We start from the raw sequence: 12,417 nt of genomic DNA, 5'->3' as shown, positions 1-12,417 counted from the left end.
ATGAATTTGCGGAAAATGCCTTTGACAGAGATCCGTTCGACGAACCCCGTGCGGGTTCCGGCGCTGGCCTTGGCGTTTGCGATCGGTGCTGCGCTGTTGACGGGCCCGGCCCGCGCGCAATCCGCGGCGTCCGAAGGCCAGAAACTGGCGTTCGATCGCGGCAAGGGCAACTGCCTGACCTGCCATGTCATCAAGGGCGGCGATCTTCCCGGCTCGATCGGCCCGGAACTCGCCGACATCAAGCGCAAATATCCCGACCGCAAGGATCTGGTGGCGATCCTCAACGATGAGACCAGGCGCAATCCACAGACCGTGATGCCCCCGTTCGGGCGAAACCGGATTTTGACCGAGCAGGAGATCGACGCGATCGTGGATTTCCTGCAGACATTGTAACGGCGAACGCGCGCTTTAGGAAAGACTTCGGATGATTTCGACTGACAACGGATTTTCGGCGGCGCGGCGGCTGATCCTGAAAGGCACCGCGACCGTCGCGTTGATCGGCCTTGGCGGCGTTCCGTTCGGCGCGATACCGGCACTGGCCGCGGCCAACGACAAATGGCCGGAAGATGCGTTCAAGCAGAAGGGCGAGGCCGACGCTATCAAGGCGCTTTACGGCAAGACCGCCGAGCCGTCCGACAAGGTCAGGCTCGACGCGCCCGAGATCGCGGAGAACGGCGCGGTGGTGCCGGTTTCGGTCGCGACGACGCTGGACGATGTGACCTCGATCTCGTTTCTCGTCGCCGACAATCCGAATGCGCTGGCGGCGTCCTACCAAATTCCGCCGGGCACGCTGCCGAGCGTGGCCAACCGGCTCAAAATGGCGAAGACGAGCAATGTGACCGCGATCGTGGAAGCCGGCGGCAAGCTCTACAGCGCGACCAAGGAAGTCAAGGTGACCGTCGGCGGCTGCGGCGGCTGACAAAGAACGTTCGAGGAGTATTCCGATGGCATCGACTATTCGCGTGCGGGCCACCGCAAACGGCGACATCACCGAAGTCCAGGCGCTGATCCAGCACCCGATGGATTCCGGCTTCGTCAAGGATGCGCAGGGGCAAATCATCCCGCCGCACTTCATCCAGCAATTGACCTTCGAATGTAACGGCAAAAGCGTGTTCGTCGCCGATTGGGGCGCCGCGGTCTCTAAGGACCCCTACGTCAAGTTCAGCTTCAAGGGCGGCAACAGGGGCGACGACCTCAAGATCAGCTGGGTCGACAACAAGGGCGCATCCGACACGACCACCGCCAAGATTCAGTGACGCGCGAGCCGGCAAATATGAAGCTGCAATCCGCGATCCAGTTTGCTTCGGCCGCCGTCGCGCTGGCGGCGCTGATCGTTATCGGACCGTCCGCGATCGCCGCCGACAGCATCGATCCGGCTGCGGACGCGAAAGCGTTCCAGAAATATTTCACCGACAAATTTCCCAGGCTGGAGCTGAAGGACTTCGTCAACGGACCCTATTCGATGAACGAGGACATGCGCCGGCAGTGGCAGGAAAAGGAAGAATTTCCGCCTTATGAATTTTCCCTTGAAGCCGGCAAGGAGATGTTCTCCACGCCGTTCAGGAACGGCAAGACCTATGCCGATTGCTTCCCCAACGGCGGCATCGGCATCCGTCAGGACTATCCTTATTTCGACGGGAAGGAAGGCAAGGTCGTCACGCTCGAACTGGCGCTGAATCGATGCCGCGAGGCCAATGGCGAGGCGCCGATTTCCTATGTGAAGGACGACATGGCCGCGCTCACCGCCTATATGGCGTTCACCTCGCGCGGTAAACCGTTCGACATCAAGATCCCCAATGATCCGCGCGCGCTTGAAGCGTTCGAGGACGGCAAGCGCTATTTCTATACGCGCCGCGGCCAACTCAACTTCTCCTGCGCGAGCTGCCATGTGCAGAATCCCGGCGAGCGGATCCGTGCCGAAATCCTCGCACCCGCGCTCGGCATTCTCAACGCGATGCCGATCTACCGATCCGAATGGGGCGGCATGGGCACGATCAGCCGCCGCTTCGTCACCTGCAACATCCAGACCCGCGGCGTTCCGCTCGAGCCGCAATCGGACGAATACCGCAATCTCGAATATTATCTGTCCTATGTCAGCAACGGGTTGCCGATCTCCGGTCCGGGAGCGCGGCCGTGAGCGTGTTTCAAAACAAGGTCTCGGTGCTCGCGCTGTCGTCCGCGCTGCTGATCGCAGCACTATCACCCGCACAGGCCGCGTCGGAGGTTGATTTCAAGACCGCCTATGCCGCGGCCGAGGCTGCCAACAAAGAGGCAGGCCGGTTGCGCGATCAGTGGACCACGACGCAGGCCGCCCTGGATGCCGCGAACAAAGCCGCCGACGCCGGCAATTTCGATCAGGCCGTTGCGTCGGCGAAAGAAGCCGAAGCCCTGGCCAGGGCCTCGATCTTGCAGGCGACCAGCGAGAAGGACGCCTGGAAGGCGCTCGAAATCCGTTGATGCTTAGCCGGAAGCGCTGAAACATCGCATGACCGTCCGCCGCCGCGACTTTCTCAGGATTTCAGGTGCGGCCGCCTTGTCGGGCGGATTGCCGCGCCTCGCGCGCAGCGCCGACACGCCAAGCGTTTACGATCTCGAACGCTTCGGCAACGCGCGCATCCTGCACATGACGGATACCCATGCGCAGTTGCAGCCGGTCTATTTTCGCGAGCCGAGCGTCAATCTCGGCCTCGGCGAGATGCGGGGACGACCGCCGCATCTGGTTGGCAAAGCCTTTCTCGACCGCTTCGGCATCAGGCCCGACAGTGCCGATGCCTACGCCTTCACCTTTCTCGATTTCGAAAAATCCGCCGCGCGGTTCGGCAGGCTCGGCGGCTTTGCCCATCTGAAGACGCTGATCGATCGGTTCCGCAATGACGCAGGCCCGGGACGCACCCTGCTGCTCGATGGCGGCGATCTGTGGCAAGGCACCGGACAGGCCAACGCGATGCAGGGCGCCGACATGGTGGAGGCCGCGAACCTGCTCGGCATCGAGGCGATGACCGGTCATTGGGAATTCACCTATGGCGAGGCGGCGCTGCGCAAGAACCTGGAGCGCTTCAAGGGCGAGTTCCTGGCGCAGAACGTTTTTCTCACCGAGGAAGCCGCCTTCAACGACGCCAGGGCCTTCGACCCTGCAACGGGGCGCGTGTTCAAACCCTCGATCATCAGGGAAATCGGCGGATATCGCGTCGCCGTGATCGGCCAGGCCTTTCCCTATGTGCCGATCGCCCATCCCAAGCGGTTTACGCCGGACTGGACCTTCGGTGTCCGCGACGACGAATTGCAGAAACTGGTCGATGCGCTGCGCATCCATGACAAGGTCGATGCGGTCCTGCTGCTGTCGCATAACGGCATGGACGTCGATCTCAAGCTCGCCAGCCGCGTCAGCGGCATCGATGTCATCCTCGGCGGCCACACCCATGACGCCGTGCCGCAGCCGGTCGCGGTCCGAAACGCCGGCGGGGTCACGCTGGTCACCAATGCCGGCTCGAACGGAAAATTCCTGGGCGTGCTCGATCTCGAACTGGCAAAGGGCAAGGTCGCCGATGTGCGCTACCGGCTGTTCCCGGTGTTCTCCGAACTGCTGAAGCCCGATCCCGGGATGCAGGCGCTGATCGACAGGATCGGCGAACCCTATGCGGCGACTTACGCCGAGAAGATCGCGACCGCCGACCGCCTGCTCTATCGCCGCGGCAATTTCGACGGCACGATGGACCGGCTGATCTGCGATGCGCTGCGCCGCGAACTCGACGCCGAGATCGCGCTCTCGCCGGGGTTCCGCTGGGGCACCACGGTCTTGCAGGATCAGCCTGTGACCATGAACGATGTGCTGGCGGAGACCGCGATCACCTACCCGGAAACCTATGTCCAGCGCATGACCGGGAGCCAGATCAAAGAGATCCTGGAAGATGTCTGCGACAATCTCTTCAATGCCGATCCCTATTACCAGCAGGGCGGGGACATGGTCCGCGCCGGCGGCATGGCCTATATTTGTTCGCCGGCCGAGGCGGCGGGCCGCCGGATATCCGGCCTGACGCTCGACAATGGCCGCGCCATCGAAGCCGGCAAGAGCTACAAGGTAGCCGGATGGGCGTCGGTCAACGCGCAGAAGGGAACGCCGGTGTGGGATGTCCTCGCCAACTATCTGCGCGCCGGAAAAATCGGAGATCCGCGCAAGTCGGGCGTCACGCTGAAGGGCGTCGACGACAATCCGGGCCTCGCGGAACAAGGATGAGGCCCTTGATGAAACAGCGATGGTCGATCGCGCGCGCCGTCAGCTTCGCCATGATGGCGGCGATCGTAACGACAACGGCCTTTTCGACGGCGCGCGCAGAGCCCGCGCCGCTGCCGGACAAACCGTTCGCCGAGCATCGCATCGCCTTGCAGCTCTCGGACAGCGATCCGAAGAAACAAAGCCTGGTGATCAGCGTCGCGTTCAATCTGCTGAAACTCTACGATCCCGACAAGGTCGCGATCGAGGTGGTGGCGTTCGGCCCCGGCATCGAGTTGCTGTTTCCGGACAATCCCAACCGCAAATTGATCGAGAGCCTGGTCGCGCAGGGCGTAAAGTTCGATATCTGCCTCAACACCGTTGATACGATCGAACGCGAAACCGGCAAGCGGCCGCCCTATATTCCCGCCGCGACGCCGGTTCAGGTCGGCGTCGGCCAAATCCTGTCGCTGACCGAAAACGGCTACACGCTGGTCCGGCCTTGAGGAGTGATCTCATGCGTGACTTTATTCTTCGCATAGCAACGGTCGCCCTGATGTCGATCGGATATATCTCCGCAAGTTCGGCCGCCGACGGCAAGACACACCACGTCGCCATTCAGATCGATCAGAACGATCCGCAAATCATGAACCTCGTGATCAACAACGCCGCCAACGTGATCGGCTACTATCAGAGCAGGCACGAGGATGTGGACATCGATATCGTCGCCTATGGGCCCGGCCTGCACATGCTGCGCGCCGACACTTCGCCGGTGAAGGACCGCATCAAGCGGCTCAAGGACATGGTCTTTCCCGGCAAGATCCAGTTCTCGGCCTGCGACAACACCCGGCAGGGCATGGAAAAGGCGGAAGGCCATGAGATTGCCATTCTGCCCGAGGCCACCGTCGTTCCGTCCGGCGTCGTTCATTTGATGGAGTTGCAGGAACAGGGCTGGAGCTACGTTCGGCCATGACGAGGACGATGGCAATCGCGCTGCGATATCCGGCCGCCCTCGGTATGACCTTGCTGGCGTTGGGCTGGTCTTCCGCGATGGCCGACAACGATGCGATCGTCACCTACAAATCGCTGTCGCCGGAAATCGCGCTTGCGGCGGCGCAGGCCGCGCTCCAGCAATGCCGCGACAACGGATACCAGGTGGCGGTCGCGGTGGTTGACCGCTTCGGCCAGCCGCAGGTGATGCTGCGGGACCGTTTTGCCGGCCCGCCCGCCCCGGATACCGCGACCCGCAAGGCCTACACCGCGCTGAGTTTCCGCACTAATACCAGCGACCTCGAAAAGTCGATCCAGTCCGGCAAGACCGATCCCGGCCTCGCCCGATTGCCCCATGTCGCCGTGCTGGCCGGCGGGCTCATCATCGAAGCGGGCGGCACGCTGCTTGGCGGCATCGGCGTGTCCGGCGCGCCGGGCGGCGACAAGGACGAGGTTTGCGCCAAAGCCGGGCTCGACGCCATCCGCGACAGAATTGATTTCTAGAAAAATAGGAATATATCGAAAAATCGTCTATGATTTGGCCAGAACACGGTAGAATTCGACCATGATTTTTCGCCAGCTCTTCGACAGCGTTTCCGGAACCTATAGCTATCTGCTCGCCAGCCGGATCGGCGGTGAGGCCCTGATCCTCGACCCCGTACTGGAGAAGGCCGACCGCTACTGCCAGTTGCTGCGCGAACTCGACCTCAAGCTGGTCAAGGCCGTCGACACCCATCTGCACGCCGATCATGTCACCGGGCTTGGCGAGCTGCGCGACCGCACCCAATGCGTCACCATCATGGGCGAGCAGAGCAAGGCCGATGTGGTGGCGATGCGGGTCGCCGACGGCGACAGGGTCACGATCGAGGGCCTTGCGCTCGACGTGATGTACACGCCCGGCCATACCGACGATTCCTATAGCTACCTGATGGGCGATCGCGTCTTCACCGGCGATACGTTGCTGATCCGCGGCACCGGCCGCACCGATTTCCAGAACGGCAGCGCGCGGGCGCAATATGATTCGATCTTCAACCGGCTGCTGAAACTGCCCGAAGAGACCATGGTGTTTCCCGCCCACGACTATAAGGGCGACACCGTCTCCACCATCGGCGAGGAGAAACGCTACAATCCGCGGCTGCAAGTGCGCTCGGTCGACCAATATGTCGAGCTGATGAACAACCTCAATCTGCCCAATCCGAAAATGATGGATGTGGCGGTGCCGGCCAACATGCATGTCGGGCTGCACCAGGAGGAACTTGCGAAGCAGGGCCTCGCGCTCAGCGCCCGCGATGCGATCGAAAGCCTCGGCCGGCCCGACATGCTGCTGGTCGACCTGCGCGAGAACGGCGAACGTGACAGGCACGGCACGCTGGCGGGCGCGCTTCACGCCCCCTATCCCGCAATCGGCGAGAGTCTGCGGCCGGGCGGCATGCTGCGCGAAGTCGCGGCGGCGACCGGACGCCGCGTCGTGTTCTTCTGCGCGTTCGGCGAGCGCTCGGCGATGGCCGTCGCCACCGCGAAGAATGCGGGCCTCGCCAACACCGCCCATATCGCCGGCGGCCTCGATGCCTGGAAAAAGGCCGGCGGCCCGGTGCTAAGGGGATAAAGGTCAATCTCGTTTGACCCGGACAATCTTCTCAGTCATTCTGGGGCGCATCGAAGATGCGAACTCCGATGTGCAATTGCACATCGGAGAATCTCAAGATTCCCCGATGCGCAACTGCGCATCTGATGTCTGGTCCTTCGGACCATCCCGGAATGACAAATCTTGGGGCAGCACCTACCTCCCAACCCGCTCCAGCTCCGTAACCAGCCTATCCAGCGCATCCGCCAGCAACACGCCGCCGCAGACGGCGAGTCGGTCCGGAATCACGATGCGCTTGCTCGCCGGATAGAACCGCTCCAGCGCGGGATGCAGCAGAAAGGCGCTGCCCTCGTCCGGCGCATGATCACCGGCCTCCGACACCACGATGAAATCGGGCCTGGCGTTCACGATCGCCTCCAGCGTGGCGTAACCGCCCGAAGTGACGCCGAGTTCACCGGCGGCATTGGAGAGGCCAACCTCGCTCAAGAGCGAACCAAGCAGGCTGTCGCTGCCGGTTACCCAGCCGCGCCGCTGCAGCGGCAGCACCGAATAATGTTTACCGCTCATAGCCTGACGCGCCCGCGCTAGCGCCTGGTCGAGCCGGGCGATTTCCGCCGCGGCGCGATCGGGATGGCCGACGATGTCCTCCATCCGGCGAATCTGATCCTTGACTTCATCGAGCGAATTCGGCACGCCAAATTCCTCCAGATGAAAGCCTTTCGCCTTCAGGAGTTCGCGCGTCGTCCGCCGGTCGAACAGGCTCGCGACCACGATGTCCGGCCTGAGCACCAAAACCTCTTCCGCGCCCGACAGAACCCGATAATCGCGCGGATCGCCGCCCATCCTGGATTGCCACGCGTCGCGTGCGAAGCGGCTGATGCCGAGGATCTGCCCGGGATCGGCGAGCGCGATCAGAAGCTGGTCGGTGCAGGCATTCATCGAGACGATCCGCGGCAGGCCCTCCGCCCGCGCGGCCGACAGCGCCATGCAGGATAGCGCCAGAGCCGCCGTGGCGATCCTTCGTGATAAAAATCCGGCGCGGCTCTTCATCGCCTTTTCAGATTTCCGCCCAGGGCACGATGACGGCCTCATGCTGATATTCCGCGCGATAGGCGCTGATCCCGAACACCTCCGCCATGACGCGCTCCGACAAGGCCTCACCCGGAGCTCCGTGGGCCGCGAGGCGGCCTTGCGACAACACCAGAACCGTATCGGCGAACCGCGCCGCGAGCCCGAGATCGTGCGTCACCACGATCACCAGCACACCCTTGTCAGCGGCCATGCGCAGGCTTTTCATGACGTCGAGCTGGTGACGCGGATCGAGCGAAGCCGTCGGCTCGTCCGCCAGGATCACCGGCGCTTCCACGGCGAACACCCGCGCCAATGCGACGCGGCTGCGCTCGCCGCCGGACAATTCGGTGACGCGGCGCGCGGCAAATTCCATCACATCCGCGGCCTGCATCGCACGCAACACCGCCTCGGCATCCTCCGGCGCCAATCGCGAGGGATCGGTCGCGCCGTGCGGATAGCGGCCGAGCGCCACGATGTCGTGTGCGGGCAGCGGCCAGTACACAATATGGCCCTGCGGCAGATAGGCGAAGCGCCTGGCGCGGTCGCGCAAGGAAAGCGACGACAACGCGTCGCCGCCTATCTGGATGTCTCCATCCGATGGCAACAACCCCGCCAGCGCCCGCAACAGCGTGGTCTTGCCGGCGCCGTTCGGCCCGACCAGAGCAACCAGATGTCCCGGCGGCAGGGTACACGAAATGTCGTTCAGCACCGTGCGGCCGGCCAGTTTGACGTACACGCTTTGCGCGCTGAGAAGGGCATCGGCCATCATGCAACGCCTCCGCCGAGCGCGCGGCGCTCGCGCATGATCAGATAGAGGAAGAACGGTACGCCGATGATCGAGGTCAGCACGCCGACCTTGATGTCGCTGCTTGAGGGAATGATGCGCACGGCGATATCGGCCGCGAGCAGCAGCGCGGCGCCGGCGAGTGCGCTCGGGGCCAGCAGGCGCGCGGGATCGTAACCGACCAGCGGCCGCACCAGATGCGGCGCGATCAGGCCAATGAAGCCGATCGTGCCCGACACGGCGACCGCGCCGCCGACGCCGAGCGCCGTGCCGAGGATCACGCCGAGCCGCAGCCGTCCGACATCGACGCCGAGGCTTTGCGCCGCCTCCTCGCCCAGGCTGAGCGCGCGAAACGCATGGCGCTGGCTCCACAGGATCGCCGCGCCCGCGATGATGAAGGGCAGCGCCAGCATGACGTGGCGAAAACTGCGATCCTCCAGCGAGCCGAGCAGCCAGAACGCGATTTCGAGCACGACGAAGGGATTGCTCGACAAGTTCATCACCAGCGCGGTCGCCGCCCCCGCCAGGCTCGAGATCGCAAGCCCCGACAGAATCAGGATCAACAGCCCGGCGTTGCGGCCCGCGACGGCGAGCAGGACGAACACCGACGCGAATGCCGCGATGATCGCGGCGACCGGAAGCGCGTAGGAACGCACGTCGGCAAGGCCGAATGCGATGATCACCACCGCGCCGAACGCCGCCGCTTGCGGCGCGCCGAACAGCGAGGGCGACGCCAGGGGATTGCGCAGCAATCCCTGCAACGCGGCGCCCGACAGCCCGAGAATGGCTCCGATCGCAAAGCCCAGGATGGTGCGGGGCAGCCGGATCTCGCGCACGATCACTTGCTGCGCGTCGCTGCCGCCGCCGAACAGCGCATCGATCACAGTCAATGGCGACAGCCGCACCGATCCGATCCCGAGCGAGAGCAGCACCAGCAGCACGACCAGCACAATGAGCGCGGCCATCGCGGTTGCGCGCCGGCGCGCGGCGATGTCGGGCCTTCCCATCACGCTTTCAATGCCCATCCGTCATCCTCAACCGGCGAAGCCAATATTGATCTAAGCTTCAAGTCGGCACATGCGGCAAAAAAGGCGCACTCGTCCAGCCAGGATTACGCACCTGTCACGATAGGATTGACTTGAGCCTTGCCAAACTTCTACCGTAATCGCCGACGGTTCCCCTTCAAGGGGATCAAAAGGGAATGCGGTGCGGGAGTTTCTCCCAATGCCGTAGCTGCCCCCGCAACTGTAAGCGGTGAATCTCGTATCACATGCCACTGGGCTCTCGGTCCTGGGAAGGCGATGCGAGGTATCGACCCGCGAGCCAGGAGACCTGCCGTCAGCCGTGGTCACACGCGAAGATGTCGGTCGGGGAGCACAGACATTAGCATCACCGCTATGCGCAAGCATGATGGTGGGACTGGTTCGCTGTGACGTGCCACTGACGTCATACCGAGGTTCCAACCATGCCTTCCAGGAGTGTTGCCATCAGGCGGCGGCGCAGCCGCCTGCTCGCGTCCAGTTTTCTTGTGCCGATCCTGTCGTTCGGAGTTTCCGCAGCCAGGGCGCAGCAGGCGGCGTCGCCGGACCTGCCTCCGGTCGAGATCAGCCCGCCGCGCGACGATAACCAGACGCGCGCGAAGCCGCTGACGGACCGGGATTCGGGTCCACGCCGCATCGCCCCGAACATCTCCTCGACCGCGACGGCGGACAGCGCGCCGAGCGGCAACAGCACCACCACCACCGCGGCGACGGCCCAGCGACAGTTCGACGGCATCGTCGGCGCATTTTCAACCGTCATCACCGCGCAGGATATCGCGCGATCCCCGGCCCAGACGCTGCCGGAGATCATCGCGCAGGTTCCCGGCGTACAGATACAAACCCTGTATGGCGGCGTCGCCGGCGCCGGCACGTCGGTCGACATGCGCGGTTTCGGAGCGTTCGCCACGGCCAATACGCTGCTGCTGATCAACGGCCGGCGGGTGAATGACATCGACCTGCAAGGCGTCGATTTCTCGACCATTCCGCTGGATTCGATCGAGCGCATCGAAATCACCCGGGGCAACAGCGGCGCGGTGCTTTACGGCGACAATGCCGTCGGCGGCGTCATCAATATCGTGACCAAGACCGGCGCCGGCGGGCCGCCGGTCTCGATACGCGCCGAAGCCGGCGTCGGATCGTTCAACCAGCAGATGGCCGCGATCTCGGCGACGGCCAGTCACGGGCCGTGGTCGACATCCTTTTTCGGCAACGGAATCAACTCCGACGGCTACCGCGCCAACAACGCCCTTTCGCAACAAAACGGCGTCGGCGAGCTGCGATACACCACGCCCGACCTCACGGCGTTTTTCAACGTCTCCGGCGACAACCAGCATCTCGGATTTCCCGGCGTCCGGACCGTCAACCCGGCTCTTGGCATCAACGAGCTGGCCACCGACCGATCCGGCACCGACACGCCGCTCGATTACGGCAATCAGCAGGGTGCCAATGCAACGGCGGGTTTCACCAAGACGCTGGTGAACGGGGTCGACCTCATTGTCGATGGCGGCGTGCGCGACAAGAGACAGCAGGCAGGTTTTTTCGGCAGCCTTCCGCTGCAGGACTTCAACGCCAGTTATGACAATACGAGGCTGCAGACATGGTCTTTGACGCCCCGGCTGAGCATCAAAAGCCTGGTCGCCGGGCTGCCTTCGACCATTTTGACCGGCATCGACTATTACGACGCGAGCTATCATTCGGAGCGCGGCGAATTGCGGAGCACGCCGCCGATCCACAGCTATGACCTGTCCCAGCAGACCATCGCGACTTACTGGCAGCAAACCATCGGCTTGCTTCCAACCACCGATTTTTCCTACGGCGCCCGGATTCAACAGACGACGGTGGACGCCCACGATAGGCTCGATCCGATGGCGCCCGGCTATTTCGGCGACGCCCAAGCGCTCCCGCTCAACAGCCAGGAAATCAATCACGCCCTGCATATCGGTATCGAGCATCGCTTCAACGATGTCTTTTCGGTCTTCGCCCGAGCCGCCAGCGCCTTTCGCGTGCCGAACGTCGATGAACGAATCGCTTCCGGCCCGCTGTTCGACGCCGATTTCAATCCCGTGCAGGGCAACTTCAATCTCAAGACGCAGACCTCGGAGGACATCGAGGGAGGCTTCCGCGTCAAGTCAGGCGGGTTCGAGATGCAATCGAGCATCTACGACATGGACCTGACCAACGAGATTCATTTCGATCCGGTGAACTTCGTCGACTACAATCTCGATCCGACCCGGCGCTACGGGTCGGAGACCAGCGCCACCTATCGCGCCAGCGATACGCTGCTGTTCCGCGGCGGATTCGCCTATACGCGCGCCATCTTCCGGGAAGGTCCCTTCGCGGGCAACGACATCCCGCTGGTTTCACGCTATTCGGCGACCGCCGGCGTCAGCTGGAACATCTGGCAGAAATTTCTCGTTGCCGACGCGACGGTGCGTTACTGGAGCAGCCGGCGCATGGACAACGATCAACCCAACACGCAGCCTTTGATTCCGGCGAATGCGACGGTCGATGTCAAACTGAGCGGCGCCTATGATCGGTATTTCTGGTCGTTGAGTGTGAACAACGTTTTCAACGCGCTGTACTATGATTATGCGGTCGCCAGCGCCTCCACGCCCGGCGCCTTCGCCGCCTATCCGCTGCCTGGCCGGACCTACATGTTGAAGGCCGGCGCGACCTTCTGACGGAGAGATCGACTCATTCTGACCTGATGCGACAAAATTTTCCCGGCGCACTGTCG

At 63.3% G+C, this 12,417-nt stretch carries 14 protein-coding genes and 1 riboswitch; of the genes, 11 read left to right on the top strand and 3 right to left on the bottom strand.

Going from position 1 to position 12,417, the window contains the following annotated elements; all coding sequences use genetic code 11:
- Positions 1 to 96 precede the first annotated feature (96 nt).
- The 10 genes from soxX (at position 97) to HB630_RS10570 (ending at position 6,806) form a co-directional block, all read left to right on the top strand.
- Positions 97 to 393 (top strand): sulfur oxidation c-type cytochrome SoxX, encoded by a 297-nt coding sequence (gene soxX / locus HB630_RS10615; RefSeq protein WP_346656072.1) that lies wholly within the window; start codon positions 97 to 99, stop codon positions 391 to 393.
- A 31-nt stretch (positions 394 to 424) separates the two neighbouring features.
- Positions 425 to 919: a thiosulfate oxidation carrier protein SoxY gene (gene soxY, locus HB630_RS10610; protein WP_213772186.1), complete on the top strand. Its 495-nt coding sequence runs from the start codon at positions 425 to 427 to the stop codon at positions 917 to 919.
- 25 nt (positions 920 to 944) lie between these two features.
- Entirely contained in the window at positions 945 to 1,256 is a 312-nt protein-coding gene (soxZ, locus tag HB630_RS10605; protein WP_213772185.1) for a thiosulfate oxidation carrier complex protein SoxZ, read from the top strand.
- A gap of 17 nt (positions 1,257 to 1,273) precedes the next feature.
- A complete protein-coding gene (gene soxA, locus HB630_RS10600; protein WP_213772184.1) occupies positions 1,274 to 2,137 on the top strand; it encodes a sulfur oxidation c-type cytochrome SoxA in 864 nt (287 codons plus the stop codon).
- A 23-nt stretch (positions 2,138 to 2,160) separates the two neighbouring features.
- Positions 2,161 to 2,457 (top strand): hypothetical protein, encoded by a 297-nt coding sequence (locus tag HB630_RS10595; RefSeq protein ID WP_213772415.1) that lies wholly within the window; start codon positions 2,161 to 2,163, stop codon positions 2,455 to 2,457.
- 28 nt (positions 2,458 to 2,485) lie between these two features.
- On the top strand, positions 2,486 to 4,234 hold the full coding sequence (soxB, locus tag HB630_RS10590) for a thiosulfohydrolase SoxB (RefSeq protein WP_213772183.1): 1,749 nt from the start codon (positions 2,486 to 2,488) through the stop codon (positions 4,232 to 4,234).
- Positions 4,235 to 4,284: 50 nt separating this feature from the next.
- Positions 4,285 to 4,716, top strand: coding sequence for a hypothetical protein (locus HB630_RS10585; RefSeq protein WP_249780812.1), 432 nt, complete (start codon positions 4,285 to 4,287; stop codon positions 4,714 to 4,716).
- 11 nt (positions 4,717 to 4,727) lie between these two features.
- On the top strand, positions 4,728 to 5,183 hold the full coding sequence (locus HB630_RS10580; protein WP_213772181.1) for a DsrE family protein: 456 nt from the start codon (positions 4,728 to 4,730) through the stop codon (positions 5,181 to 5,183).
- A 44-nt stretch (positions 5,184 to 5,227) separates the two neighbouring features.
- On the top strand, positions 5,228 to 5,704 hold the full coding sequence (locus HB630_RS10575; protein ID WP_249780811.1) for a heme-binding protein: 477 nt from the start codon (positions 5,228 to 5,230) through the stop codon (positions 5,702 to 5,704).
- Between the two features lie 61 nt (positions 5,705 to 5,765).
- Entirely contained in the window at positions 5,766 to 6,806 is a 1,041-nt protein-coding gene (locus HB630_RS10570) for an MBL fold metallo-hydrolase (RefSeq protein WP_213772179.1), read from the top strand.
- 174 nt (positions 6,807 to 6,980) lie between these two features.
- Here HB630_RS10570 and HB630_RS10565 read toward each other — a convergent pair whose 3' ends face one another.
- From HB630_RS10565 to HB630_RS10555, 3 genes are read right to left on the bottom strand one after another with little or no spacing between them, the layout of a single operon-like run.
- Positions 6,981 to 7,835, bottom strand: coding sequence for an ABC transporter substrate-binding protein (locus HB630_RS10565; RefSeq protein WP_213772178.1), 855 nt, complete (start codon positions 7,833 to 7,835; stop codon positions 6,981 to 6,983).
- Positions 7,836 to 7,842: 7 nt separating this feature from the next.
- Positions 7,843 to 8,625, bottom strand: a complete 783-nt coding sequence (locus tag HB630_RS10560; protein ID WP_213772177.1) for an ABC transporter ATP-binding protein — start codon at positions 8,623 to 8,625, stop codon at positions 7,843 to 7,845.
- Positions 8,622 to 9,647, bottom strand: coding sequence for an iron ABC transporter permease (locus tag HB630_RS10555; RefSeq protein WP_213772414.1), 1,026 nt, complete (start codon positions 9,645 to 9,647; stop codon positions 8,622 to 8,624). Before HB630_RS10555 ends, HB630_RS10560 begins: the two co-directional genes overlap by 4 nt.
- Positions 9,648 to 9,795: 148 nt before the next feature.
- Positions 9,796 to 9,995: riboswitch (cobalamin riboswitch) on the top strand.
- 110 nt (positions 9,996 to 10,105) lie between these two features.
- Between HB630_RS10555 and HB630_RS10550 the strand changes: the two genes are divergently transcribed.
- Positions 10,106 to 12,361 (top strand): TonB-dependent receptor, encoded by a 2,256-nt coding sequence (locus tag HB630_RS10550; RefSeq protein ID WP_213772176.1) that lies wholly within the window; start codon positions 10,106 to 10,108, stop codon positions 12,359 to 12,361.
- The last annotated feature ends 56 nt before the right edge of the window (positions 12,362 to 12,417 follow it).

The organism is Bradyrhizobium sp. dw_78 (assembly GCF_018449525.1).
Classification (GTDB): domain Bacteria; phylum Pseudomonadota; class Alphaproteobacteria; order Rhizobiales; family Xanthobacteraceae; genus Bradyrhizobium.
The sequence above is the reverse complement of the archived record's forward strand: the minus strand, read 5'-3'. Positions and strand labels throughout refer to the sequence as shown.